23 protein-coding genes are annotated in these 24826 nt (G+C 68.0%); 22 read left to right on the forward strand and 1 reads right to left on the reverse strand.

Annotated elements, in window-relative coordinates; translation table 11 throughout:
• The first annotated feature begins 25 nt into the window (after positions 1-25).
• Genes lepA through hemW form a run of 3 tightly spaced genes read left to right on the forward strand, consistent with a single transcriptional unit; the run spans position 26 to position 3818 of the window.
• Positions 26-1876, forward strand: a complete 1851-nt coding sequence (lepA, locus tag N1027_RS19430) for a translation elongation factor 4 (protein WP_259510595.1) — start codon at positions 26-28, stop codon at positions 1874-1876.
• Positions 1877-1878: 2 nt separating this feature from the next.
• A complete protein-coding gene (locus tag N1027_RS19435) occupies positions 1879-2547 on the forward strand; it encodes a DUF1990 domain-containing protein (protein ID WP_259510603.1) in 669 nt (222 codons plus the stop codon).
• Between the two features lie 8 nt (positions 2548-2555).
• Positions 2556-3818: a radical SAM family heme chaperone HemW gene (gene hemW / locus N1027_RS19440; protein ID WP_259510606.1), complete on the forward strand. Its 1263-nt coding sequence runs from the start codon at positions 2556-2558 to the stop codon at positions 3816-3818.
• A 91-nt stretch (positions 3819-3909) separates the two neighbouring features.
• Here hemW and N1027_RS19445 read toward each other — a convergent pair whose 3' ends face one another.
• Complete coding sequence (locus N1027_RS19445) at positions 3910-4431, reverse strand: DUF4870 domain-containing protein (protein WP_259510608.1); 522 nt, start codon at positions 4429-4431, stop codon at positions 3910-3912.
• Between the two features lie 200 nt (positions 4432-4631).
• Here N1027_RS19445 and hrcA point away from each other — a divergent pair, with 200 nt between their 5' ends.
• The 19 genes from hrcA (at position 4632) to miaA (ending at position 24760) form a co-directional block, all read left to right on the forward strand.
• Positions 4632-5666 (forward strand): heat-inducible transcriptional repressor HrcA, encoded by a 1035-nt coding sequence (gene hrcA, locus N1027_RS19450; RefSeq protein WP_259510609.1) that lies wholly within the window; start codon positions 4632-4634, stop codon positions 5664-5666.
• A gap of 54 nt (positions 5667-5720) precedes the next feature.
• A complete protein-coding gene (gene dnaJ / locus N1027_RS19455) occupies positions 5721-6836 on the forward strand; it encodes a molecular chaperone DnaJ (protein WP_259510611.1) in 1116 nt (371 codons plus the stop codon).
• 15 nt (positions 6837-6851) lie between these two features.
• The gene (locus N1027_RS19460) at positions 6852-7595 is read left to right on the forward strand and encodes a 16S rRNA (uracil(1498)-N(3))-methyltransferase (RefSeq protein WP_259510612.1); all 744 of its coding nucleotides are present in this window, start codon (positions 6852-6854) and stop codon (positions 7593-7595) included.
• Between the two features lie 111 nt (positions 7596-7706).
• Positions 7707-8069 carry an HIT domain-containing protein gene (locus tag N1027_RS19465; RefSeq protein ID WP_259510614.1) on the forward strand — a complete coding sequence of 121 codons (363 nt, stop codon included), beginning with the start codon at positions 7707-7709 and terminating at the stop codon, positions 8067-8069.
• Positions 8070-8136: 67 nt separating this feature from the next.
• Positions 8137-9129 carry a PhoH family protein gene (locus N1027_RS19470; RefSeq protein ID WP_259510655.1) on the forward strand — a complete coding sequence of 331 codons (993 nt, stop codon included), beginning with the start codon at positions 8137-8139 and terminating at the stop codon, positions 9127-9129.
• A gap of 12 nt (positions 9130-9141) precedes the next feature.
• Complete coding sequence (ybeY, locus tag N1027_RS19475; protein ID WP_259510617.1) at positions 9142-9609, forward strand: rRNA maturation RNase YbeY; 468 nt, start codon at positions 9142-9144, stop codon at positions 9607-9609.
• Positions 9606-10982 carry a hemolysin family protein gene (locus tag N1027_RS19480; protein ID WP_259510619.1) on the forward strand — a complete coding sequence of 459 codons (1377 nt, stop codon included), beginning with the start codon at positions 9606-9608 and terminating at the stop codon, positions 10980-10982. Before ybeY ends, N1027_RS19480 begins: the two co-directional genes overlap by 4 nt.
• A complete protein-coding gene (gene era / locus N1027_RS19485) occupies positions 10979-11893 on the forward strand; it encodes a GTPase Era (protein ID WP_259510620.1) in 915 nt (304 codons plus the stop codon). Before N1027_RS19480 ends, era begins: the two co-directional genes overlap by 4 nt.
• 34 nt (positions 11894-11927) lie before the next feature.
• On the forward strand, positions 11928-12905 hold the full coding sequence (dapA, locus tag N1027_RS19490) for a 4-hydroxy-tetrahydrodipicolinate synthase (protein ID WP_259510622.1): 978 nt from the start codon (positions 11928-11930) through the stop codon (positions 12903-12905).
• 105 nt (positions 12906-13010) lie between these two features.
• Positions 13011-14687 carry a ribonuclease J gene (locus N1027_RS19495; RefSeq protein ID WP_259510624.1) on the forward strand — a complete coding sequence of 559 codons (1677 nt, stop codon included), beginning with the start codon at positions 13011-13013 and terminating at the stop codon, positions 14685-14687.
• A gap of 530 nt (positions 14688-15217) precedes the next feature.
• Positions 15218-18070, forward strand: a complete 2853-nt coding sequence (locus tag N1027_RS19500; RefSeq protein WP_259510625.1) for an FtsK/SpoIIIE family DNA translocase — start codon at positions 15218-15220, stop codon at positions 18068-18070.
• 5 nt (positions 18071-18075) lie between these two features.
• A complete protein-coding gene (pgsA, locus tag N1027_RS19505) occupies positions 18076-18720 on the forward strand; it encodes a CDP-diacylglycerol--glycerol-3-phosphate 3-phosphatidyltransferase (RefSeq protein ID WP_259510627.1) in 645 nt (214 codons plus the stop codon).
• Positions 18717-19208, forward strand: a complete 492-nt coding sequence (locus tag N1027_RS19510; protein WP_259510629.1) for a CinA family protein — start codon at positions 18717-18719, stop codon at positions 19206-19208. The genes pgsA and N1027_RS19510 overlap by 4 nt, the downstream gene beginning before the upstream one ends.
• Before the next feature lie 165 nt (positions 19209-19373).
• On the forward strand, positions 19374-19682 hold the full coding sequence (locus N1027_RS19515) for a helix-turn-helix domain-containing protein (RefSeq protein WP_259510630.1): 309 nt from the start codon (positions 19374-19376) through the stop codon (positions 19680-19682).
• Positions 19683-19695: 13 nt separating this feature from the next.
• Positions 19696-19923: a DUF3046 domain-containing protein gene (locus N1027_RS19520; RefSeq protein WP_259510632.1), complete on the forward strand. Its 228-nt coding sequence runs from the start codon at positions 19696-19698 to the stop codon at positions 19921-19923.
• Between the two features lie 317 nt (positions 19924-20240).
• Complete coding sequence (recA, locus tag N1027_RS19525) at positions 20241-21335, forward strand: recombinase RecA (protein WP_259510633.1); 1095 nt, start codon at positions 20241-20243, stop codon at positions 21333-21335.
• Between the two features lie 6 nt (positions 21336-21341).
• On the forward strand, positions 21342-21974 hold the full coding sequence (locus N1027_RS19530) for a regulatory protein RecX (protein WP_259510635.1): 633 nt from the start codon (positions 21342-21344) through the stop codon (positions 21972-21974).
• Positions 21975-22050: 76 nt separating this feature from the next.
• Positions 22051-23667, forward strand: a complete 1617-nt coding sequence (gene miaB / locus N1027_RS19535) for a tRNA (N6-isopentenyl adenosine(37)-C2)-methylthiotransferase MiaB (RefSeq protein WP_259510637.1) — start codon at positions 22051-22053, stop codon at positions 23665-23667.
• Positions 23668-23674: 7 nt separating this feature from the next.
• On the forward strand, positions 23675-24760 hold the full coding sequence (gene miaA, locus N1027_RS19540) for a tRNA (adenosine(37)-N6)-dimethylallyltransferase MiaA (RefSeq protein ID WP_259510639.1): 1086 nt from the start codon (positions 23675-23677) through the stop codon (positions 24758-24760).
• Positions 24761-24826: the final 66 nt, after the last annotated feature.

The raw sequence follows: 24826 nt of genomic DNA on the forward strand, positions 1-24826 counted from the left end.
CGGCACCGACGACCCAGAGGAATGCGTGAGCCCCACAGCCCTGAAGGCCCTTCAGCCCGCCTCCACCGACCCCGCATTCATCCGCAACTTCTGCATCATCGCGCACATCGACCACGGCAAGTCGACCCTGGCCGACCGGATGCTCGGCATCACCGGCGTGGTGAGCGACCGCGACATGCGCGCCCAATACCTCGACCGCATGGACATCGAGCGCGAGCGCGGCATCACCATCAAGAGTCAAGCGGTGCGCATGCCGTGGCGCCTCGGCGACCAGACCTTCGCCCTGAACATGATCGACACCCCCGGGCACGTCGACTTCACCTATGAGGTGAGCCGATCCCTCGCGGCCTGCGAGGGCGCCATCCTCCTGGTCGACGCGGCGCAGGGCATCGAGGCGCAGACCCTCGCGAACCTCTACCTGGCGCTCGAGAACGACCTCACCATCATCCCGGTGCTCAACAAGATCGATCTGCCGGCGGCCGACCCCGAGAAGTACGCGAAAGAACTCGCGAGCCTCATCGGAGGCAGCCCCGACGACGTCTTGCGCGTGAGCGGCAAGACCGGCATGGGCGTCGAGGCGTTGCTCGATCGCGTGACCGAGCTCATCCCCGCTCCGGTGGGAGATCCGGATGCGCCGGCTCGCGCCATGATCTTCGACTCGGTCTACGACGCCTACCGCGGCGTGGTCACCTACGTGCGCATGATCGACGGGCACCTGAGTCCGCGCGAGCGCATCCAGATGATGTCGACCCGGGCGACACACGAGATCCTCGAAATCGGGGTGAGCAGCCCTGAGCCGACGCCCTCCAAGGGCCTCGGCGTCGGCGAGGTCGGCTACCTCATCACGGGCGTGAAAGACGTGCGGCAGTCGAAGGTCGGCGACACCGTCACCACCGCCTCGAAGCCCGCCACGGTCGCGCTGCCCGGTTACACCGAGCCGCTGCCGATGGTGTTCTCGGGCCTCTACCCGCTCGACGGCACCGATTACCCGGCGCTCCGCGAGGCGCTCGACAAGCTGAAGCTCAGCGACGCGGCCCTGGTCTACGAGCCCGAGACATCCGTCGCCCTCGGATTCGGTTTTCGTTGCGGCTTCCTCGGCCTCCTGCACCTCGAGATCATCTCCGAGCGGCTCGAGCGCGAGTTCGGTCTCGACCTCATCGCCACGGCGCCGTCGGTCATCTACAACGTCACCACCGAAGACAAGAAGACGATCACGGTCACGAACCCGAGCGAGTTCCCGGGCGGCAAGATCGTGAGCGTGGCGGAGCCGGTGGTGAACGCCGCGATCCTCGCGCCGAAAGACTACGTGGGCGTGATCATGGAGCTCTGCCAGAGCCGACGCGGCACGCTGCAGGGCATGGAGTTCCTCGGTGAAGACCGGGTGGAGATCAAGTACACGATGCCGCTCGGCGAGATCGTGTTCGACTTCTTCGACAACCTGAAGTCGAAGACCGCGGGCTACGCCAGCCTCGACTACGAGCCCGCGGGCGAGGCCGAGGCCGACCTGGTGAAGGTCGACATCCTGCTGCAGGGCGAACAGGTCGACGCGTTCAGTGCCATCGTGCACCGCGACAAGGCCTACGCCTACGGCGTGCTGATGACCGGGCGGCTCCGCGAGCTCATCCCGCGGCAGCAGTTCGAGGTGCCGATCCAAGCCGCGATCGGCGCCCGCATCATCGCGCGCGAGTCGATCCGCGCGATGCGCAAAGACGTTCTGGCCAAGTGCTACGGCGGTGACATCACCCGCAAGCGGAAGCTCCTCGAGAAGCAGAAAGAGGGCAAGAAGCGCATGAAGATGGTGGGCCGGGTCGAGGTGCCCCAGGAGGCCTTCATCGCCGCGCTCTCGGGCGACACCGAGAAGAAGAAGGACAAGTAGGCGTGCCGGGAACGACGACGGCACGCTCGGTTCCGCGCTCCGAGGTGCCCCTCAGCTACGCGGCGGTGGGTGCCACGCAGGCCGAAGATCTGCTCTACTTCCCGCCGAAGGGCTTCCACCCGATGGAGCGCCGCGCACGTCTGGGCTCCGGCACCGAGCGCTTCGAGGTCGCGTCGGCGAAGCTGATGGCCTGGGGCGTACAACGCGGCGCCGGCATCACGGTGGGCGACATCCAGCCCGCCGGCCCCAGTACGACCGATTACGCGGGGCTCGTCTTCGACGAGTCCGGCACTCCTGTCGGACCCCGCGCCGCGCACCCGGAGCAGGGATACGGCGAAGACGGCACCCCGCTCGTCTCGGCCGGCACCACCGCCGAGCTCACCGTCCGTGCCTTCGGCCTGCGTTTTCGGGCGCCGATCCGCGTGGTCTACCTGGTGAACGAGCCCGGTCGCATCGGATTCGCCTACGGCACCCTGCCCGGGCATCCGGAGTCCGGAGAAGAGAGCTTCGTCGTCGAGCACCTCTCCGACGATTCGGTGTGGATCGTCGTGCGCGCCTTCTCGCGCCCGAGCACGTGGTTCTACCGCCTCGGACTGCCGGTGCTGCGCATCGTGCAGGCGCGCGCCACCCGCCGTTACCTCCGCGCGCTCATGCCGAGCAAGGGCGCATAGGCGGGCTCGTGCCTTCTCTCTTGCCGGTGGGCGATCCGGCCCCTGCGGACGGGCTGCTGCCCAGGCCCGGCGCGACGGATGCCCCGGATGCGTCAGCCGCTCCGGAGTCGACTGCCGCGCCCGCAGCCTCCCGCGACTTCGGCCTCTACGTGCACGTGCCGTTCTGCCGCGTGCGCTGCGGCTACTGCGACTTCAACACCTACACGGCCACCGAGCTCCGCGGCGTGAAGCAGAGCGACTACGCGTCTCAGGCGATCGAGGAGATGCGGTTCGCGGCCGGCGTGCTCGACGCATCCGGGTATCCGCGCCGACCGGCCTCGACCGTGTTCTTCGGCGGCGGCACGCCCACGCTGCTGCCGGCCACCCAGCTCGCCGCAATGCTTCGCGCGGCGCGAGACACCTGGGGTCTCGCCGACGGCGCCGAGGTCACCACCGAGGCGAACCCGGACTCGGTCGACGCCGCCTACCTGCGCACCCTCGCCGATGCCGGATTCACCCGCGTCAGCTTCGGGATGCAGTCGGCGGTGCCGAGTGTGCTCGCCACGCTGGAGCGCACCCACGATCCTCTGCGCGTGCCCGAGGTGGTGCGGTGGGCGAAAGACGCCGGTCTCGATGTCAGCCTCGACCTCATCTACGGCACGCCGGGCGAGACGCTCGACGACTGGCAGCGCTCCATCGACGCGGTGCTCGCGAACGAACCCGACCACGTCTCAGCCTACGCCCTGATCGTCGAAGACGGCACGAAGCTCGCGCGGCAGATCCGGTCGGGGCAGGTGATCGCGCCCTCGGACGACCTGCAGGCCGACATGTACGAGCGAGCGGATGCCGCGTTCGGAGCCTCGGGTTACGAGTGGTACGAGGTGAGCAACTGGGCCCGCGGTGCGTCGCACCGTTCGAGGCACAACCTCGGCTACTGGGTGGGTCACGACTGGTGGGGCATCGGGCCCGGATCGCACAGCTACGTGGGGTCGACGCGGTGGTGGAACGTCAAGCATCCGGCCGCCTTTGCTCAGCGCATCGCGGCGGGCGAGTCGCCGGCGGCGGGCCGCGAGACGATCGGAGAGGCTGCGCGCGAACTCGAGCGCGTGCTGCTGCTCACCCGAGTGCGGGGCGCCCTCCGCATCGCGACGCTCGCGCCGGCGGCGCGGCGAGAGGTCGCGGGCCTCATCGCCGACGGCCTGGTCGACGGCCCCGCAGCCCTCCGCGGCACCCTCGAACTCACCCTGCAGGGCCGCCTCCTCGCCGACGCGGTCGTGCGCCGCCTCACCTGACCCGTTGTGGCCGGACAACGACAAACGTCGCGGCAACCGGCCCTGTAGAGGGCATCGGTCACCGCGACGTTTGGAGAAGTCCGCGCCGAACCTACTTGATGAAGCGGAAGTTGAAGAAGTAGCGGTAGGTTCCGCCCTGGTTGACCTTCACGCCCGCGATGATCGCGAAGATGAGGCCGACGATCTGCACGGCCCAGGCCAGGAAGAGGAACAGGCCGCCGATGAAGATGAACAGCGTGATCATGCCGATGATGTACAGCCCGGCGGCGAAGATCGCGACCGTGATCTGGAAGTTCAGCGACTCCTTGGCCTCCTGGTTGGTGAGGGGGCCGCGGTCTTTGAAGATGAGCCAGATGATCAGCGGCGGAATGAAGCCGAGGATGCCACCGAGCTGACCGAGGAAGGCCCACTGCTTGTCTTCGGCGGGCGAGAGCGGCGCGGCGGCGACCGGGGCGCCCTGGTAACCGGGCGGCGGGGCCTGGTAGCCGGGCGGGGGCGCCTGGTAACCGGGGGGCGGGGCCTGGTAGCCGGGAGGAGGCGTCGCTTGTCCGGGCGGGGGAGTGGGCTGGCCGGAAGCCGGGTCGTACGGCGGTGTTGCGTTGGGGTCAGTCATGTCTCGCGCCTTTCAGACGGTGGGAGAAGCGGCTCACGGGCTCGTGCGGGCGCTCGAGGTCGTGCTCAGACACAAGATAGCGCCCGGGCTACCCGGGCGGCAATGATTTGGATCAGGGGTGTTCGGAACCGTCCACGCCCGATCAGAGATATAATTGGCACTCCAGTGAGGTGAGTGCCAACACGAGGAAGGTGTTCCTGATGGTCTCAGAACGCAGCCTCGAAGTGCTTCGCGTGATCGTGCAAGACTATGTGGCCTCGCGCGAGCCCGTCGGCTCGAAGAGCATCGCCGAACGGCATTCCTTCGGCGTCTCGGCGGCCACCATCCGCAACGACATGGCGCTGCTCGAAGAAGAAGAGCTGATCACGGCCCCCCACACGTCGAGCGGCCGGGTGCCCACCGACAAGGGGTACCGCCTCTTCGTCGACCACCTCTCCGACCTCCGTCCGCTGAGCCTCGCCCAGCGACACGCCATCGAGACCTTTCTGGGTTCGAGCGTCGACGTCGACGACGTGCTCGCTCGCACCGTCCGTCTGCTCTCGCAGCTCACCCATCAGGTGGCCCTGGTGCAGTACCCCTCGCTCTCGCAGGCACGGGTGCGGCACGTCGAGGTCGTCTCGCTCACGCCGCGGCGCCTCATGACGGTGGTCATCACCGACAGCGGGCACGTCGATCAGCGGGTGGTGGATGTGCCGGCCGAGACCGACGAGCAGCTGATCGGCGAGCTGCGGTCCCGTCTGAATGAGACGATCGGCGGTCTGGGGCTCACCGAGGCCGCCAGCGCCCTCACCGGTGTCTCCGACCGTTTCCCCCACGAACATGCTCCGACGGTCGAGGTGGTGGCGAGCATCCTGCAGGAGCAGGTGACCGCGAACCGCCAGGAGAAACTGTTGATCGCCGGCGCCGCCAATCTGGTGCGCACCGAAGACGACTTCCACGGCAGCATCCTCCCGGTGCTCGAAGCGGTGGAGGAGCAGGTGGTGCTGCTCCGCCTGTTCAGCGAGATGGAAGCAGACCAGCGCGGCATCACGGTCTCGATCGGCCGCGAGAACGAATCGTTCGGGCTCGGCGAGACGTCCATTCTTGCCTCCGGTTACTCCGGCATCGGAACGTCGGTCTCCCGTCTCGGCGTGCTCGGCCCCATTCGCATGGACTACTCGAGCAACATCTCGGCGGTGCGCGCCGTGGCGCGCTATCTGTCCCGCACTCTCGGAGACTCGGGCAGCGCGAGCTGACCGTTCTCTCCTCCACAGCTACACGACCCTCATCGAACAAAGGAGAAGCCCCTGGTGGCTGACCATTACGACGTGCTCGGCGTCTCGCGCGAAGCGACACCCGAAGAGATCAAGAAGGCCTACCGCAGGTTGGCCCGTGAGCTGCACCCCGATGTGAACCCGAGCCCGGATGCTCAGGAGAAGTTCAAGCAGGTCACCCATGCCTACGACGTGCTGAGCGACCCCGGCCAGCGGCGCGACTACGACCGCGGCCCTCAGGCCGGCTTCGGCGGCGCGGGCGGTGCCGGCGGATTCGGGGGCTTCGGAGACATCTTCGAGACCTTCTTCGGCGGCCAGGGCGGCGCATCCCGTGGCCCGAAGTCCCGCGAAGAGCGCGGCCAAGACGCCCTGCTGCGCGTGGAGGTCGACCTCGGCGAGGTCATCTTCGGAACCCACCGCGACCTCGAGGTCGACACGGCCGTGGTCTGCGACACCTGCAACGGTTCATGCTGCCAGCCCGGCACTTCGCCCGTCACCTGCGACATCTGCGGCGGCTCGGGTTCGATCCAGCGCACCGTGCGGTCGCTCCTCGGCAATGTCGTCACCAGCGCTCCCTGCGGCACCTGCCGCGGCTACGGCACCGTCATCCCGAACCCGTGCCCCACCTGCCAGGGCCAGGGCCGCGTTCGTGCACGCCGCACCATCCCGGTCGACATCCCGGCCGGCGTCGAGACCGGTCTGCGGCTGCAGCTGCCCGGCCAGGGCGAGGTCGGCCCGGCCGGCGGCCCGCAGGGCGACGTCTACCTCGAGATGAAGGTGCGTCACCACGACGTGTTCTCGCGCAACGACGACGACCTGCTCTGCACCCTCGAGGTGCAGATGTGGGATGCGGTGCTCGGCACCACCACCACCATCCAGGCGCTCGACGGCGACATCGAGATCGAGATCAAGCCCGGAACGCAGAGCGCCGAGGTGCTGACGGTCAAGGGCCGCGGCATCACGCACCTGCGCGGCAACGGCCGCGGCGACCTGCGGGTCGGCATCCAGGTGGTGACGCCCACGAAGCTCGACCACAAGCAGAAGGAGCTGATGAAGCAGCTCGCGAACGCGCACAAGTACCCCGCGCCGACGCTCGGTCACTTCCAGCAGGGCTTGTTCGCGAAGCTGCGCGACCGCTTCCTGAACGTCTGATCGGCTGGTTCGCCGGTGAGTTCCCTGTTCCTGCGCGACGACCTCGCAACGGCCCCGCACGAAGTGGGCGATGTGGTGCTGCTCTCGGGCGACGAGGCACGCCACGCGACGACGGTGAACCGGATGCGTGTGGGCGAGCACACGGCGATCGGCGACGGTCAGGGGCTGGTCGTCAGCGGTGTCGTGACGCGGGTGGAGCCGCGCGAGTTGGAGCTACGCGTGGAGGCCGTGGTCGTGCATCCGGAGCCCGCGCCGCAGCTCGTGCTCGTGCAGGCACTGGCGAAGGGCGATCGCGACGAGCTGGCCGTGCAGACCGCCACGGAGCTGGGCGTCTCCGGGGTCGTTCCCTGGCAGGCCGAGCGGTCGATCTCCCGCTGGAGCGGGCCGAAGGTCGCCAAGGGCATCGAGCGCTGGTCGAGCATCGTGCGCGAAGCGGCGAAGCAGTCGATCCGGCCGTTCGTGCCCGTGGTGAGCGGGCTCGCCGATCTCGCGGGGCTGCGCGCGCTCGCCGCGGAGAACCGGATGCTCGTGCTCGAGCCGACCGCGGGCGTGCGGCTCACCGAGATCTCGTTCGCCGAGGGTGCCGAGGCTCCGGTGCTGCTGGTCGTCGGTCCGGAGGGCGGCATCTCGCCCCATGAACTCGACGTGCTGACGGCTGCGGGAGCGCAGGCGGTGCGACTCGGCGACGAGGTGCTGCGCACGTCGAGCGCAGGCCCGGCGGCGCTCGCCGTCATCAACGCGGCGCTGGGGCGCTGGTAGCGCCTCGCCTGCTTCTGCCTCCGCTCCTGCACAGGCACGCTTGTAGCGAACCCCGGCTCCCAGTTGTCCACAGCCGGTCCGTTCAGCGGGTGCCAAAACTACAATGGAGCCATGTCCACCGAAACCGATTCCCCCTCGATCTTCAGCCGCATCGTCGCCCGGGAGATCCCGGCGACGATCCTCGCCGAGACCGACCGGGTCATCGCGTTCCCCGACATCGCGCCGAAGGCCCCCGTGCACGTGCTCGTGGTGCCCAAGACCGAGCGCTACCGCGACGTGGTCGAACTGGCAGCGGGAGACCCTGGTCTTCTCGCTGAGATGGTCGCCGTCGCGAAGTCCCTCGCCGACGAATTGACCGACGGCGACTTCAGACTCATTTTCAACACCGGCCCGAACGCCGGGCAGACCGTCTTCCACGTGCATGCTCACGTGCTCGGAGGCGGCCTCGAGGAAGGAACCCTTGGACAGGGCTGACACCGCACCCACACCGAACCCGCACTCCCCGGAGGCCGAAGCGCGCCTCCACATCGACGGAATCGAGATGGTGCGCCTCCTCGGTCCTCAAGATCGCCTGCTCACCACCATCGAGCGGCAGTTCCCGCTGGTCACCGTGCTAGTGCGCGGCAACGACATCACGCTGAGGGGCGACGCCGATCAGGTGGATGCCGCCCGCCGACTGGTGGAGGAGCTGCTGCTGATGGTGCGCAACGGCCAAGACCTCACGCCTGTCGAGGTCTCGTCGTCAGCGCGCATCCTCGAGAACGATCGGGCCGCGAGCCCGGCCGAACTGTTGAGCCAGGCCATTCTCACCGCCCGCGGCAAGAGCGTGCGGCCGAAGACCACGGGTCAGAAAGACTACGTCGACGCGATCGACGAGAACACCATCGTGTTCGGCATCGGTCCGGCGGGAACGGGCAAGACCTACCTCGCCATGGCGAAGGCCGTGCAGGCGCTGCAGCGCAAAGAGGTCGAGCGCATCATCCTGACCCGTCCGGCCGTCGAAGCCGGCGAGCGCCTGGGCTACCTCCCGGGCACGCTCACCGACAAGATCGACCCCTACCTGCGGCCGCTCTACGACGCGCTCAACGAGATGATGGATCCGGAGATCGTGCCGAAGCTCCTCGCCACCGGCACCATCGAGGTTGCACCGCTGGCCTACATGCGCGGTCGCACGCTCAACAACTCGTTCATCGTGCTCGACGAGGCACAGAACACCACGCCCGAGCAGATGAAGATGTTCCTCACCCGGCTCGGCTTCGGTTCGAAGATGGTGGTCACGGGGGACATCACGCAGGTCGACCTGCCCACCGGAACGAGCGGACTGCAGATCGTGACACGCATCCTCGACCGCATCGACGACATCCATTTCGCCACGCTCACCAGCGCCGACGTGGTGCGCCACACCCTGGTGGGCGAGATCGTCGACGCCTACACCAAATACGATCAGGTGCAGATGGCCCGTCGCGAACACGCCGGCCACGCCCCCGAGTTCGGCAACGAACGCGATCGTCGCTACAACCGCGGCAAACGATAAGGACGACGTTTCGTGAGTATTGAGATCAACAACGAGAGCTCGGTTCCGGTCGACGAGACGGCACTGCTGCGGCTGGCGAGCTACGCGCTCGACCAGATGCACGTGCACCCGGATGCAGAGCTCGCGATCGTGCTGGTCGACGAAGCGGCGATGGAGCAGCTGCACGTGCAGTGGATGGACGAGCCGGGCCCCACCGACGTGTTGAGCTTCCCGATGGACGAGTTGCGTCCGGGAACCGAAGACGCGCCGACGCCGGCCGGCCTCCTCGGCGACGTCGTGCTCTGCCCGCAGGTGGCCGAATCGCAGGCCCAGACGGCCGGGCACTCGACCCTCGAAGAGCTGTTGCTGCTCACCACCCACGGCATCCTGCACCTGCTCGGCTTCGATCACGCCGAGCCTGAGGAGGAGAAGGAGATGTTCGGCATCCAGCGCGACATCCTGGTCGGCTTCGCAATGAGCGAGCGTCGCCGCCCGGCATGACCATAGCCCTGTTCCTGATAGCGGCCTTCGTCCTCGTGGCGTTCGGCGGCCTCTTCGCGGCCGTCGACTCCGCGGTGCTGTCACTGTCGCGCTCCGACATCCTGGAGCTCGCCGACCGCTATCGGGCCAAACGCTCCCTGCGCGCCATCGCCGACGACCCGGGCGCCCACATCAACGCCGTGAACTTCGCCCGCGTCGTGTTCGAGACCACGGCGGCGGTGCTCGTCACCATCGCGTTCGCCTTCTCGATCGACGTGCTCTGGCTGGCTCTCGTGCTCTCGGCGGCGATCATGACGGCGGTCTCCTTCGTGCTGGTGGGTTCGAGCCCCCGCAGCGTCGGGCGCGTTCACGCGCGGCCGGTGCTCCGCTACGGAGCCGTGCCGGTGCACCTCGTGCGCGTCGTGCTCGGGCCGGTGGCGAACGCGCTGGTCGCGATCGGCAACCGGGTCACGCCGGGCCGCCCGCGTTCGGGCACCTTCTCGTCGGAGGAGCAACTGCTCAGCATGGTCGACGAGGCAACCGAACTCGACGTGCTCGAAGAAGACGATCGCGAGCTGATCCACTCGATCCTCGAGTTCAACGACACGGTGGTGCGCGAAGTGATGATCCCGCGCACCGACATGGTCACGATCGAAGACGACGCGACGGTCGGCCACGGCCTCGGCCTCTTTCTCAGCAAGGGCGTCTCGCGCATCCCGGTGGTCGAGAACGACAACGTCGACCAGATCTCCGGCGTGCTCTATCTGCGCGACGTGGCGCGGCTGAGCTACGAGCGCCCGAACGAGGTCGACCGGATGCGCGTGAGCGAACTCGTTCGCCCGCCCCTGTTCATCCCCGAATCGAAGAAGGTCGACGACACGCTGCGCCAGATGCAGTTGGAGTCGAACCACCTCGCGATGGTGGTCGACGAATACGGCGGCATCGCCGGGCTCGTCACCCTCGAAGACCTCATCGAAGAGCTGGTCGGCGACATCTCCGACGAATACGACCGCGATGTGGTGGAGGTCGAGGCCCTGGGCGAAGGCTCCTACCGCGTGAGTGCCCGGCTGCCCGTCGACGAGTTGGGCGAGTTGTTCGACCTCGAGCTCGACGACGACGACGTCGACTCCGTCGGCGGTCTGCTCTCCAAGACGCTGGGGCGCCTGCCGGTCAGCGGTTCCGTGGCCCGGGTCTCCGGTCTCGAGCTCACCGCCGACCGCGCCGACGGCCGCCGCAAGCGCATCATCACTGTGATGGTGCGGCGCGATCCGGATGCGCCCATCCCGGTCTCCACCGACACCGGCCCCACCAGAACCGGCCCGGTGCGCACGCAACCGCCGAAGTCGGGCGCCAAGAACAACAGCAAGTCCACCCCCACCAAGGAGAACGCATGAGCGACTCAGCAGGCGACGTCGACGGCGACTTCCGGGCGGGGTTCGTCACCTTCGTCGGGCGCCCCAACGTCGGCAAGTCCACCCTCACGAACGCACTGGTCGGCGAGAAGGTCGCGATCACGAGTTCGAAGCCGCAGACCACCCGGCAGGCCATCCGCGGCATCGTGCACGATCCCGCCGGTCAGCTGATCGTGGTCGACACCCCCGGAATGCACCGGCCGCGCACCCTGCTCGGCGAGCGCCTCAACTCGCTCGTGCAGTCCACCCTCGGCGACGTCGATGTGATCGGGTTCTGCCTGCCGGCCGACGAGAAGCTCGGCCCGGGAGACCGCTACATCAACGAGCAGCTGGATGCCTACCCCGGTGCGAAGAAGATCGCGATCGTCACGAAGATCGACTCGGCCTCGAAGCAGCAGGTCGGCGAGCAATTGCTGGCGGTGTCGGAGCTGCGCGAATGGGAGACGGTGATCCCGGTCTCGGCGACCAGCCGCATCCAACTCGATGTGCTCACGAGTGAGCTCATCCGCTTGTTGCCCCGGTCGGAGAAGCTCTACCCCGAAGACCAGATCACCGACGAGGGCCTCGAGTCGCGCATCGCCGAGCTGATCCGCGAGGCCGCCCTCGAGGGTGTGCGCGACGAGTTGCCGCACTCCATCGCCGTCACGATCGACGACATGCGGGAGCGCGACGACCGTGACCTCGTGGAGATCTACGCCAACCTCTTCGTCGAGCGCGACAGCCAGAAGGGCATCATCATCGGGCCGAAGGGCTCCCGTCTCGGCGACGTCGGTTCGCGCGCCCGCGCCGAGATCGAACCGCTGCTCGGGCGGCAGGTCTACCTCAACATCCGCGTGAAAGTGGCCAAGGACTGGCAGCGCGATCCGAAACTGCTCGGGCGGCTGGGCTTCTGAAACCCGCACAGCACAGAGGCGATAGCCTGTAACCGTGTCTAACGTTACGAACCCATTCGGCCAGGTCCTGGTCGCCATGGTCACCCCGTTCACGGCCGACGGCGAAGTCGATTGGCCCGGGGTCGAGAAGCTCATCGACGACCTCATCACCGGGGGCGCCGACGGCATCGTCGTGACCGGCACCACCGGCGAGACGTCCACCCTCACCGACCCGGAGAAGATCCGGCTGGTCGAGGTCGGTAAGGATGTCGCCGCCGGTCGCGCGAAGATCATCACGGGTGGCGGTTCGAACGAGACCGCGCACGCCATGCAGCTCGCCCGTCAGAGCGAGAAGGCCGGCGCCGACGGCAATCTCGTGGTCACGCCGTATTACAACAAGCCGACCCAGGCCGGCATCCTGACCCACTTCCGGATGATCGCGGATGCGACCGACCTGCCCGTCATCCTCTACGACATCCCGGGCCGCACCGGGGTGCCGATCCGCTACGAGACCATGCTGAGGCTCGCCAAGCATCCGAACATCCTCGCCGTGAAAGACGCCAAGGGCGACTTCAGCGAGGTGAGCCGGGTGCTCAACCAGACCGACCTGCTCTACTTCTCGGGCGACGACTCGAACGTGCTGCCACACTTGGCGATCGGCGCGTCGGGCCTCATCGGCGTCACCGCGAATGTGGCGCCGGCGCCCTACCGCGTGATCGTCGACGCCGTGAACGCGGGCGACCTGGCCACCGCGACAGCGGCCCACAAGTCGCTCGAACCGCTGGTGCGGGCGATCATGACGCACGTTCCCGGCACGGTCGCCGCGAAGTACATCCTGCACGGGCTCGGCCGCATCGGCAGCCCGCGCGTGCGGCTGCCGCTGGTCGGCCCTGAGGAGTGGGAGGCCGCCGAGATCGAGAACGAGATCGACCTCGTTCGCGACATCCCCGGCCTCGACTTCAACAACTTCCGCCCCGACCGAAACGCAGCGGCCGGAGGAGCCCTGCCGAAGGTCGCAGGCACCACCCGCTGACGAGATCAGCCCCGCAGACGCCCCCCGCGGCCGGACAGCCGGACCGCAGACCATGCATGACAACCGCTCGCACGACAAGCGAGCACGACACATCGAGGAGGGCCCATGCAAAGCCCCATAACTGAACCGCCGGCGCTCCAGGCCGGAACACTCCGAATCACCCCCGTGGGTGGCCTCGGCGAGATCGGTCGCAACATGACCGTCTTCGAATACGAGGGCAAGTTGCTCATCGTCGACTGCGGGGTGCTCTTCCCCGAAGAGAACCAGCCGGGCGTCGACCTGATCCTGCCCGACTTCAGCGTCGTTCGCGATCGGCTGCAAGACGTGGTGGGCATCGTGCTCACGCACGGACACGAAGACCACATCGGTGCGGTGCCCTACCTGCTGAAGCTGCGGGAGGACATCCCGCTCATCGGATCGGCGCTCACGCTGGCGCTGGTGGAGGCGAAGCTCAAAGAGCACCGCATCACGCCCTACACCTTCGACGTGCGCGAGGGGCAGACCGAGAACCTCGGCCCCTTCGAGTGCGAGTTCGTGGCGGTGAACCACTCGATCCCGGATGCGCTGGCTGTCGCCATCAAGACGCCCGCGGGAGTCGTGCTGCACACCGGCGACTTCAAGATGGACCAGCTGCCGCTGGACGACCGGCTCACCGACCTGCGCGCCTTCGCCCGTCTCGGTGAGGCCGGAGTCGACCTGTTCCTGGTCGACTCGACGAACGCCGACGTGCCCGGGTTCACGCCGCTCGAGCGTGACATCGGGCCGGTGCTCGAGTCGATCATCGAGCGCGCACCGCGTCGCGTCATCGTGGCGAGCTTCTCGAGCCACGTGCACCGCGTGCAGCAGGTGCTGGACGCCGCCCACGCGCACGGTCGCCGGGTGGCGCTGCTCGGGCGCTCGATGGTGCGCAACATGACCATCGCGGCCGATCTCGGCTACCTCAAGGTGCCCGAGGGCGTGCTGGTCGACTTCAAGAAAGCCGGCGACATCCCCGACGACAAGATCGTCTACATGTCCACCGGTTCGCAGGGCGAGCCGATGGCCGTGCTCTCACGGATGGCCAACCTCGAGCACCAGATCGAGGTCGGCACGGGCGACACCGTCATCCTGGCCTCGAGCCTCATCCCGGGCAACGAGAACGCGGTCTACCGCGTCATCAACGGGCTCACGAAGCTCGGTGCGAACGTCATCCACAAGGGCAACGCGAAGGTGCACGTCTCCGGTCACGCGGCCGCGGGCGAACTGCTCTACTGCTACAACATCCTGAAGCCGAAGAACGTACTGCCCGTGCACGGCGAATTCCGTCACCTGGTGGCCAACCAGAAGCTCGCGATCGAGACCGGAGTGCCCGCCGCGAACACCTTCATCGCCGAAGACGGTACCGTCATCGACCTGAAGAACGGCGTCGCCACCGTGGTCGGGCAGCACGACCTCGGTTACGTCTACGTCGACGGGTCGACCGTGGGAGAGATCACGGATGCCGACCTCAAAGACCGCAGAATCCTGGGCGAAGAGGGGTTCATCTCGATCATCGTCGTGGTGGAGGCCCAGACCGGCCGCATCGTCGTGGGTCCCGAGATCCACGCCAAGGGGTTCGCGGAAGACGACAAGGTCTTCGACGCCGTCAAGCCGAAGATCGTCGCCGCTCTCGCCGACGCGGCGCAGAACGGCGTGCGGGAGCCGTACGCCCTGCAGCAGGTCGTGCGCCGCACGGTGGGTCGCTGGGTCAACAGCAGCCTCCGGCGCCGGCCGATGATCGTGCCGCTGGTGATCGAGGCTTAGGGGCGCTCGACGGGGTGCCGCCCCGCCGCTTTTCGGGCTCGCCCGGCCTTCGGCTGGGCGGGCCCTTATTGCTCGCGCCGCCGCTTCTGCGGCGCGAGGCGACATGTTCGCGTGAGGTCGCTTCGCGGCCTCGCGCTCACCCTGGGTCGTCGAGCGCGGCCCGCGGCCTGCGCTCTCGTTCCCCAAACACTTGGGACGCTCAACGAAACGACGGAGGGGGCGCGGAACTGCGGGCTGACGCTCCGTCGTTTCCGTTCTGGGGCGCGAAACTCCGTCGTTTCGCACGCGAGCGCCCGGCAGGGCACGCAACAGGCCCTTATCGACGACCCAGGGTGAGCGCGTGGCCGGAGGGCACGACCGCAGGCCGGGCCCTCCGACCGCACGCGAACATGTCGCCCGGCGCCGCAGAAGCGGCGGCGCCGGCAGTGAGCGCCCGACAGGCCGAAGGCCTGCCGCGCGCGGGAAGTGGCGAGGCGGTACCCCCGGCGCGGCATCACCGCCACGTCGGGGGTCGCAGGTAGCGTGAAAGCATGGCCACGAGTAGCAAGTCCACGCCCCGATCCCGGGCGACTCCGGCGCGCGGGTCGGCGGCGAAGGGGCGCACCACGCCTTCTCGCACCGCCACCCAGAAGACCGTGAAGTATCCCGCTGTCACCGAGCACGAAGGGCCCGGTGTCTTCACCCGCGCCTGGATGGCGCTGGCTCATGTGGTCGGTGGCGCGGCGCGCGCCTTCGGTCCGGAGAAGCTGGCCAAGGAGGAGCGCCGCGACGGCTTCCCGTTCCTCATCTTCCTGCTCGCGGTCGCCGGGGCCCTCGTCGAATGGTTCCTCGCATCCAACGCCGTGGCCGGGGCGATCAGCGCCTGGACCTTCGGTGGATTGTTCGGTCGCGTCTCCTACGCCATGCCCGTCATCCTGCTGCTGCTGGCACTGTGGCTGTTCCGGCATCCGAGTTCCGTCAACGACAACGGGCGCATCGGCATCGGCCTCGCCGTGTTCCTCGTGTCGGTGTCGGGGTTGTGCCACATCTTCGGAGGCACGCCCGACCCCGCAGCGGGCATCGATCACCTCGCCCTTGCGGGTGGCGTGCTCGGCTGGATCGTCGCGGCTCCGCTGGTCGCCCTCATCACCCCGGTCGGAGCCACGATCGTCATGGTCGTCTTCGCCGCGCTGTCGTTGTTCATCATCACGAAGACCCCGCCGAACAAGATCGGCAGGAGGGTGCGCGAGCTCTACGCCTACCTGTTCGGAGCGCCTGCCCCTGAGCCCGAGGAGGCGAGGCCGAGCAAGACCTCGAAGACCTCGGCCATCTCGACCGACGCCGACGACATGCTCGACTTCGATGCCACGCGTGACGACAGCGACACCGGCGCCCTGCCCTGGTGGCGCCGCAACAAGAGCCAGCGCGAGGTCGATCCGGAGTTCGACACTCCGCTCATGGCGCCCCGGGTCGTCGACCGCACCGCGCCACCGGAAGACAACGGCGCCTTCGAGCGAGCCGCCGACATCGTCACCACGGAGAGCTTCGGCAACGGCCTGCTTGACGACATGGAGGCGGCCGAGCTCGCCATCAAGCGGGTCACGGGCGAGATCCTTCCTGGTCGACCCTCGGCCACCGGTCTACTCGACGACGACGGCACCGAGGCCCTGCCCGCCTTTTCCGGCACGCCACTCCCCACCACCCCGGTGGATGCGGCGGCTGCGGCCGACGATGCGTTCACCCTCGCCGCGGCGCGGGAACGGGATGCCGCGAACTACCGTCTCCCCTCCGCCGCCAATCTCGTCGCCGGCGGCCCCGCGAAGGCGCGCTCGGAGGCCAACGACGAGATCGTGCGCGCGATCACGGATGTGCTGAAGCAGTTCTCGGTCGACGCGGCGGTCACCGGATTCTCCCGCGGCCCGACCGTCACGCGCTACGAGATCGAGCTCGGCCAGGGCGTCAAGGTGGAGCGGGTCACGGCGCTCAGCAAGAACCTCGCGTATGCGGTCGCCTCGAACGAGGTGCGCATCCTCTCGCCGATCCCGGGGCGGAGCGCCATCGGCATCGAGATTCCGAACACCGACCGTGAGACGGTCGTGCTCGGCGACGTGCTGCGCTCCTCGAAGGCCATGAACGACACGCATCCGATGACCATCGGCGTCGGCAAAGACGTCGAGGGCAAGTTCGTGCTGGCGAACCTCGCGAAGATGCCCCACCTCTTGGTGGCCGGCTCGACCGGTTCGGGAAAGTCCAGCTTCGTGAACTCCATGGTCACGTCGATCCTGATGCGCGCGAAGCCGAGCGAGGTTCGCATGGTGCTGATCGACCCGAAGCGGGTCGAGCTCACCGCCTATCAGGGCGTGCCCCACCTGATCACCCCCATCATCACGAACCCGAAGAAGGCCGCTGAGGCGCTCTCCTGGGTCGTGAAGGAGATGGACATGCGGTACGACGACCTGGAGAGCTTCGGCTTCCGCCACATCGACGACTTCAACCGAGCCGTCGTCAACAACGAGATCCAGCTCCCGCCGGCGTCGCAGCGCATCCTGAAGCCCTATCCCTACCTGCTGGTGGTGGTCGACGAGCTCGCCGATTTGATGATGGTCGCCCCGCGTGACGTCGAAGACTCGATCGTGCGGATCACCCAGCTCGCGCGCGCATCCGGAATCCACCTCGTGCTCGCCACGCAGCGGCCGAGCGTCGACGTGGTGACCGGCCTGATCAAGGCCAACGTGCCGTCACGTCTCGCCTTCGCCGTGACGAGCGTCACCGACTCCCGCGTCATCCTCGACCAGCCGGGCGCCGACAAGCTGATCGGCCAGGGCGACGCGCTGTTCCTGCCGATGGGGTCGTCGAAGTCGATCCGCGTGCAGGGTGCCTGGGTGAGCGAGGCCGAGATCGCCAAGGTGGTCGAGCACGTCACCCGCCAGGCCCGGCCCGAGTACCGCGACGACGTGGCGGTGTCGGCGGCCGAGAAGAAGAACATCGACGCCGACATCGGCGACGACCTCGAGGTGCTGCTGCAGGCGGCCGAGCTCGTGGTGAACACGCAGTTCGGTTCGACCTCGATGCTGCAGCGCAAGCTCAAGGTGGGGTTCGCGAAGGCCGGCCGCCTGATGGATCTCCTCGAGTCGCGCGAGATCGTCGGCCCCTCCGAGGGCTCGAAGGCCCGCGACGTGCTGGTGACCGCGGAGCAGCTGCCCGAAGTGCTCGCGATGCTGCGCGGCGAGACGACCGCCGCGGCCTCCACGGCTGCGGCACCTGCTGCGCCCTCGGGGCCGTCGACGTCGGGCGCCGGCGTCTCACCGGGTCACGCGCCGTATCCTTCGGCCTCCCTCGACCAGTACCCTGAGGTGGAGGGCGACTCAGACGAGGATGCCTGGGGGTTGACCGGCAGGGAGTGATCGCGGTGGCGAACGACGGGGCTGAAGCGGCGCTGCCCAAGCCGAGCAACTGGAACCTGCCGAACGCGATCACGGTCATCCGTATCCTGCTCGCACCGGTCTTCTTCATCATGCTGCTCGTCGACGACGGGCAAGACGGTTGGCTCCGCTGGGCGGCCGCCGTGCTGTTCATCCTGGCCATCGCCACCGACGGCATCGACGGCCACATCGCCCGCAGCCGCAACCTCGTCACCGATCTCGGCAAGCTGCTCGATCCGATCGCCGACAAGATCCTCACCGGCGCGGCCCTGGTCGGTCTCTCCATTCTCGCCGAGCTGCCCTGGTGGGTCACCATCGTCATCCTCGTGCGCGAGGTGGGCATCACGGTCTGGCGCTTCGTGCAGCTGTCGGATCGGGTCATCCCGGCCTCCCGAGGTGGCAAGCTCAAGACCCTGGTGCAGTCGATCGCGATCTCGCTCGCGTTGCTGCCCTTCCCGAGCCTCCTCGGAGACTGGGTGAACTGGGTCAACGGCGTGTTCATGGCTCTCGCGCTCATCCTCACCGTGGTCACCGGCATCGACTACCTCGTGCAGGCCTGGCGGCTGAACCGCACGCCGCCGCCCACGTCGCCGTCCTCGCCGTCCGCGTCTCCGCCTTCGCCGCAGCGATGAGTGTCGAGCCGGATGCGCGCGCCGAGCGGATCGTCGCCACCCTGACGGCGCGTCACGTCACCCTCGCCGTGGCCGAGTCGCTGACCGGCGGTCTGCTGACGGCCGCCTTCGTGGCGGTGCCCGGCGCATCCGTCGTGCTGCGCGGGGGAGTGGTGGCCTACGACACGGCCATCAAGCACAGCGTTCTCGGCGTCGACGCCGAGGTCTTGGCGGCGCACGGGCCCGTGCACCCGGATGTCGCGCGGCAGATGGCGGTCGGCGTGCGCACCGCGCTCGCACTCGACGGGGTCGAACCCGAGATCGGCATCTCGACCACGGGGGTCGCCGGCCCGGATGCGCAGGACGGGCATCCGCCGGGCACCGCGTTCGTCGGCGTGGCCGTCGGAGGATCGGTTCGGAGCTACGCTCTCGAACTCGACGGCGACCGCAACACCGTCCGGGCCGCGGTGGTGAGCGCGGCGTTGCGTTTCCTGGAAGAATCCTTGTGAAGCACCAGCGCGGGAATGTGACGCGTTTCGATCTCGTTACATCTGATGTCATTCACAAGATATGTCCAGTCCCAGTCGTTTAGAGTTTCTGCTACGAACCACTGCCGTGAGGCGGGTTCGAGTGCCACTTGAAATTGACCGTGACGGGAACGCAAGGAGGGTCCAGTGATTCTAGTTCGTCAGGAAATCGGCGACGTGCTTCGGGACTTCCGCCTGCAGAAGGGCCGCACCCTTCGTCAAGTGGCAAGTAAGGCGAGCGTTGCGCTCGGCTACCTGAGCGAGGTCGAGCGAGGCCAGAAAGAGGCCTCGAGCGAGATTCTCGCATCGGTCGCCGAGGCACTCGACACCCCGATCTCCGTCATCATGCGCGAGGTGGGCGATCGTCTAGCGGTCGTCGAGGGCATCGATCCCATCCCCGACACCATCCCCGATGAGTTCGTCGCCGACTTCGACGCCGACCTCGTGGTTCGTTGATTCGACCCGCTGAGTGAGACTGAGCGAGTTCCGGCAGGCGGTCGTCGACGAGTTCGGTGAGTCCTACGGGCAGGTCGTCACGAGCGACCTGGTGCTCGTGGATCTCGGTGATCGAAGCCCTGAGCAGGCGTTGAAAGCAGGAATCTCCCCGCGAGAGGTGTGGCTCGCAGTGTGTCGAGCGGCGGATGTACCGGCCTCGCGCTGGCACGGGGCAGGATTGCCCGCACAACCCAGAAGCTGAAATGAAGGCCCCGGATGCGTCCGGGGCCTTTTTTCGCGCCCTTCGGCATTCGAAGATGGGCCGGGACACGCCGCGCATTTCTCGAAGATATGTTCGGAAGCGGGTAGTGTTCTGCACATCGGGAGACTCCGAGAAGTTCTCCACAGATCGGATGCCGGTCGACTCAATGTCGGACGGTATCCGTACCGTGGTCCTCGTTCGACGAACTCCCCGTAACGCCTTGTCGTTGCCATCCGGAAACCTTCGGACGCACACGACAGCCTGTGGGCACACCGACGCAGCCGAAGAGGCCGCACACCGATTAGAAGGAGACCGAAATGCCGTCAGACGCAAATCGTGAGAAGGCACTCGAAACCGCGCTCGCCCAGATCGACCGCCAGTTCGGCAAGGGATCGGTCATGCGGCTGGGCAGCGACGAACGCGCCCCGGTCGAGGTCGTTCCCACCGGGTCGATCGCCTTGGATGTCGCGCTCGGCATCGGGGGGCTGCCGCGTGGGCGCATCGTGGAGATCTACGGTCCTGAGTCGTCGGGTAAGACCACCCTGACCTTGCACGCCATCGCCAACGCGCAGCGCGCCGGTGGCATCGCGGCCTTCATCGACGCCGAGCACGCGCTCGACCCGGAGTATGCGAAGAAGCTGGGCGTCGATATCGACGCTCTCCTGGTCTCGCAGCCCGACACGGGTGAGCAGGCGCTCGAGATCGCCGACATGCTGGTGCGTTCGGGTTCTATCGATCTCATCGTCATCGACTCGGTGGCGGCCCTCGTGCCGCGTGCCGAGATCGAAGGTGAGATGGGCGACTCCCACGTCGGTCTGCAGGCCCGTCTCATGTCGCAGGCCCTCCGCAAGCTCACGGGCGGGCTCAGCCAGACCAACACGACCATGATCTTCATCAACCAGCTGCGCGAGAAAATCGGTGTGTTCTTCGGCAGCCCCGAGACCACGGCCGGTGGTAAGGCGCTGAAGTTCTATGCGTCGGTGCGGCTCGACATCCGTCGCATCGAAACCCTCAAGGAGGGCACCGAGGCAGTTGGAAACCGCACCCGCGTCAAGGTCGTGAAGAACAAGATGGCGCCGCCGTTCAAGCAAGCCGAGTTCGACATCCTCTACGGTGTGGGCATCTCTCGCGAGGGCAGCCTGATCGACTTCGGTGTCGAGCACGAGATCGTGCGCAAGTCGGGGGCGTGGTACACCTACGACGGCGATCAGCTCGGCCAGGGCAAAGAGAACTCGCGTCGCTTCCTGCTCGAGAACCCCGACATCGCGCTCGAGATCGAGAACAAGATCCTTGCCAAGCTCGGCATCGGTGAGGCCGGAGCCGCAGCGGTCGCATCCGCAGCGGCTGCAGCGGCAGTGGCGGGCAACGTCGATCCGATCGCACCCAAGATCGCTTCGCGAAAGGGTGCGTAGCGCACGATGAACGACGTCATCAGCCTGGACTCCGTTCGTCGGGGGCGCGGCAAGCACCCGGCGGGCGGGGCCGGCTGGGGCGCCGCATCCGTTGTTCGCTCCGAGCCGGAGGCCGATGAGATCGAGTCCGAGCCTGAACTCTCCGATGAGGAGCGTCTGGCTCGGGTGAGCGACACCGTGGTGCGCGCACTGGGCAGACGGCAGCTCTCCGTGCTCGAGACGCAGGAGCTGCTGGTGGCCCAGGGTGCCACGGCCGACGAGGCCGAAGTGCTCGTGGCGCGCTACGAAGAGCTCGGCTACCTCGACGACTCGGCCCTTGCCGAGACGCTCGTGGAGCGACTGAGCGAGCGCAACCACAAGAGTCGCGGGGTCATCGCCCGCGAGCTCTCGGCCCGCAAGATACCCGGTCCGTTGGTCGCCGCAGCCCTCGAGCAGCTCGACGAGGGGCACGAGTTCGACCTCGCGCTGGAGGCCGCGCTGAAGCGGATCGGTCAGCTTTCGAGCTACGACGACACCACGGCCGAGCGCCGCCTCGTGGGGTTTCTCACGAGGCGCGGGTTCGCATCCGGAGTCGTGCGCGAAGTCACCCGCCGAGCGATGGCCACGCGCAAATCGGTGGGCGGTCCGCGCTTCCGCTGATGCGGCGCTGGTTCGCCGTGCCGGTGTGGTGGGGCTGGCGCAGCTCACGGGCAGGGTTTCGTAGACTGGTCGCACCATGAGCACCGTCAGCGAAGCCCCCACCGTCATTGCGATGTCGGATGCGTCTCACGACGCGTCGGGGCGTGCACGCACCTACGAGGTGCGCACCTTCGGGTGCCAGATGAACGTGCACGACTCCGAGCGACTGAGCGGATCACTCGAGGCGGCCGGTTACGTGCGCGCCGAGGGCGTCGAAGCCGACGTCGTGGTCATCAACACCTGCGCCGTGCGCGAGAACGCCGACAACAAGCTCTACGGCAACCTTGGCCACCTCGCCTCCGTCAAGCGGCGGCACGAGGGCATGCAGATCGCCGTGGGCGGGTGTCTGGCGCAGAAGGACAAGAACGTCATCCTCGACAAGGCGCCCTGGGTCGACGTCGTGTTCGGCACGCACAACATGGGGGCCCTGCCGAGCCTGCTCGAGCGTGCGCGTCACAATGATGCCGCGCAGATCGAGATCCTGGAGTCGCTCGAGACCTTCCCGTCGACGCTGCCGACCAAGCGCGACTCGACCTACAGCGGCTGGGTCTCGATCTCGGTCGGCTGCAACAACACCTGCACCTTCTGCATCGTGCCCTCGCTCCGCGGCAAAGAGAAAGACCGCCGGCCGGGCGAGGTGCTGGCAGAGATCCAGTCCCTGGTCGACGACGGGGCGATCGAGGTCACCCTGCTCGGCCAGAACGTCAACTCCTACGGCGTCGAGTTCGGCGACCGCTTCGCCTTCGGCAAGCTACTGCGCGCGGCCGGTCAGATCGAAGGCCTCGAGCGCATCCGCTTCACCAGTCCGCACCCTGCGGCATTCACCGACGACGTCATCGACGCCATGGCGGAGACCCCGTCGGTCATGCCGCAGCTGCACATGCCCCTGCAGTCGGGTTCGGATCGCATCCTGCGAGCGATGCGCCGTTCCTACCGCTCGGCGAAGTTCCTCGGCATCCTCGACCGGGTGCGCGAGAAGATCCCGAACGCCGCCATCACCACCGACATCATCGTCGGATTCCCGGGCGAGACTGAAGACGACTTCCTCGAGACGATGCGCGTCGTCGAGGAGGCGCGATTCGCCTCCGCGTTCACTTTCCAATACTCCATCCGCCCGGGCACTCCGGCGGCGACGCTGCCCGACCAGGTTCCGCACGAGATCGTGCAGGAGCGTTACGAGCGCCTGGCGGCCCTGCAAGATCGCATCTCGTTCGAAGAGAACCAGAAGCTGATCGGCGCCGAAGTCGAACTCGTCGTCGCGAACGGCGAGGGTCGCAAGGATTCCGAGACCCACCGCCTGAGTGGTCGAGCGCGCGACAGCCGGCTGGTGCATTTCGAGTTGCCTGAGGGCTCGGCGCGCCCCCGGCCGGGCGACGTGGTCACGTTGACCGTCACGCAGGCGGCGCCCTTCCACCTGATCGCCGACAGCGACGGCACGCCCCTCGCCGTGCGGGCCACGCGCGCCGGTGACGCCTGGGACCGTGCAGAAGCCGCCTCGTGCGCCGTTCCGGCCCCGGCGGGGGACGCCGCGAGCGCTGCGCCGGGTCGGGTTTCGCTTGGTCTGCCGGGTCTGCGCGTCGGAGCCCCGGCGGTCGAGGGCGACCGGGTCAGCACCATCCCGATCTACAGTTCCACCGACGATCTGCGCGGGTAGCGCCGGCATGTCCGCCGCCGATCCGCCCGCCGGTGGGGGTTCCTCCGCCGATCCGCTCGCCGCGGGGGCGTCCTCCGCCGATCCGCTCGCCGCTGGGGCGTCCTCCAAGCCACGCGATGCCCGTGTCACGACCGACCCCGGCTCGAGGGAACCCGACGGAGCGCGCGCCGAGCTGATCGCCGTCGTCGGTGCGACCGGCACCGGCAAATCCGACCTGTCCCTGGCGATCGCCGAGCGACTGGCGGCATCCGGAGGCGCAGCCGAGATCGTGAACGCCGACGCCATGCAGCTCTATCGCGGCATGGACATCGGCACTGCGAAGCTGAGCCTGGCCGAGCGGCGGGGCATCCCACACCACTTGCTCGACGTGCTGGAGGTCACCGACGAGGCCTCCGTCGCCGCCTATCAGCGCGAGGCGCGGGGGGCCATCGACGACATCGTCGCGCGCGGTCGCACGCCGATCCTCATCGGCGGATCGGGGCTCTACGTCTCCTCGGTGCTCTACGACTTCCGATTCCCGGCCCGCGACGAGAGCGTGCGGGCACGCCTCGAGGCCGAACTCACCGAGCTCGGGGCGCGGGCGATGTACGACCGCCTGAAGGCGATCGATCCCGTCGCGGCGACCTCGATCGGTCAGTTCAACGGTCGGCGCTTGGTGCGGGCGCTCGAAGTGGTGGAGTTGACCGGCAGCCCGGTCACCGGCACCCTGCCCGAGGCGCCGGTGTTCTGGAGGCCGGCCACGATCATCCGCCTCACCGTGGAGCGGGCGCAGCTCGTGCCTCGTTTGGATGCGCGGGTCGAGCGGATGTGGGCGGCCGGCCTGGTGGCCGAGGTCGAAGCCCTGCAGAACAGCGGCCTTCGCGAGGGCACCACCGCCTCGCGCGCGATCGGATACGCGCAGGCGCTCGCTCAGTTCGACGGCGTGATGAGCGAAGCCGAGGCGATCGCCGAAGCGCAGGCGCTCACCCGTCGCTACGCCCGCCGCCAGGTCAGCTGGTTCAAGCGCTACCCCGACGCGATCGACGCGAACGCCCTCGACCCCATCTCCTCCGCAGCCGCCGAGGAGATAGCCGTAGCGCGCACCTCAGCCTGACCACCCCCCCCCCCCCCCCCCCCCCCCCCCCCCCCCCCCCCCCCCCCCCCCCCCCCCCCCCCCCCC

This window comes from Herbiconiux aconitum (assembly GCF_024979235.1).
Classification (GTDB): Bacteria; Actinomycetota; Actinomycetes; order Actinomycetales; family Microbacteriaceae; genus Herbiconiux; species Herbiconiux aconitum.

Coding starts and splice junctions, on each gene's coding strand:
- era (WP_259510620.1), top strand. CDS start 10,979: ATGAGCGACTCAGCAGGCGACGTCGACGGCGACTTCCGGGCGGGGTTC.
- recA (WP_259510633.1), top strand. CDS start 20,241: ATGCCGTCAGACGCAAATCGTGAGAAGGCACTCGAAACCGCGCTCGCC.
- N1027_RS19465 (WP_259510614.1), top strand. CDS start 7,707: ATGTCCACCGAAACCGATTCCCCCTCGATCTTCAGCCGCATCGTCGCC.
- N1027_RS19500 (WP_259510625.1), top strand. CDS start 15,218: ATGGCCACGAGTAGCAAGTCCACGCCCCGATCCCGGGCGACTCCGGCG.
- N1027_RS19495 (WP_259510624.1), top strand. CDS start 13,011: ATGCAAAGCCCCATAACTGAACCGCCGGCGCTCCAGGCCGGAACACTC.
- N1027_RS19445 (WP_259510608.1), bottom strand. CDS start 4,431: ATGACTGACCCCAACGCAACACCGCCGTACGACCCGGCTTCCGGCCAG.
- miaB (WP_259510637.1), top strand. CDS start 22,051: ATGAGCACCGTCAGCGAAGCCCCCACCGTCATTGCGATGTCGGATGCG.
- N1027_RS19510 (WP_259510629.1), top strand. CDS start 18,717: ATGAGTGTCGAGCCGGATGCGCGCGCCGAGCGGATCGTCGCCACCCTG.
- miaA (WP_259510639.1), top strand. CDS start 23,675: ATGTCCGCCGCCGATCCGCCCGCCGGTGGGGGTTCCTCCGCCGATCCG.
- hrcA (WP_259510609.1), top strand. CDS start 4,632: ATGGTCTCAGAACGCAGCCTCGAAGTGCTTCGCGTGATCGTGCAAGAC.
- N1027_RS19480 (WP_259510619.1), top strand. CDS start 9,606: ATGACCATAGCCCTGTTCCTGATAGCGGCCTTCGTCCTCGTGGCGTTC.
- N1027_RS19530 (WP_259510635.1), top strand. CDS start 21,342: ATGAACGACGTCATCAGCCTGGACTCCGTTCGTCGGGGGCGCGGCAAG.
- N1027_RS19470 (WP_259510655.1), top strand. CDS start 8,137: ATGGTGCGCCTCCTCGGTCCTCAAGATCGCCTGCTCACCACCATCGAG.